The 748-nt window shown below is 52.0% G+C and carries 1 pseudogene; it reads left to right on the forward strand.

Features of this window, described 5'->3' with window-relative positions:
• Positions 1-65: 65 nt before the first annotated feature.
• Positions 66-748 (forward strand): annotated as a pseudogene (locus tag PYW49_RS23285) (IS3 family transposase); the annotation flags it as partial.

The raw sequence follows: 748 nt of genomic DNA on the forward strand, positions 1-748 counted from the left end.
TTTGAATCGCCACGGGTTTAACAGACACCTCGGAGTCATTTAAGATGACTTAAAGAGAGGTGCCCATGAGCGGTAAACGTTATCCCGAAGAGTTTAAAATTGAAGCAGTCAAACAGGTTATTGATCGCGGTCATTCTGTTTCCAGCGTTGCAACACGTCTCGATATCACCACCCACAGCCTTTACGCCTGGATAAAGAAGTACGGTCCGGACTCATCCACTAATAAAGAACAGTCAGATGCTCAGGCCGAGATCCGCCGACTCCAGAAGGAGTTGAAGCGGGTTACTGACGAACGGGACATATTAAAAAAGCCGCAGCGTACTTCGCAAAGCTGTCCGACTGAGGTACGCCTTTATTCGTGACAACTCCCGTTGCTGGCCTGTTCGTCTGCTCTGCAGGGTGCTGGATGTTCATCCCAGTGGCTTTTACGCCTGGTTTAAGCAACCGTATTTTCAGCGCCACCAGGTAGATCTGAGACTGACGGGACAGATCAAACAGTTCTGGCTGGAGTCCGGTTGCGTTTATGGTTATCGCAAGATCCATCTGGACTTGCGGGATAGCGGGCAACAGTGCGGAGTGAACAGAGTCTGGCGACTGATGAATCGTGCCGGGATAAAGGCTCAGGTCGGGTACCGGAGCCCGCGGGCACGCAAAGGCGAGGCCAGTATCGTATCGCCCAACAGGCTCCAGCGACAGTTCAATCCGGATGCTCCGGATAAGCGTTGGGTAATGGACATAACCTACATCA

Source organism: Enterobacter chinensis, assembly GCF_034008295.1.
Classification (GTDB): Bacteria; Pseudomonadota; Gammaproteobacteria; order Enterobacterales; family Enterobacteriaceae; genus Enterobacter; species Enterobacter chinensis.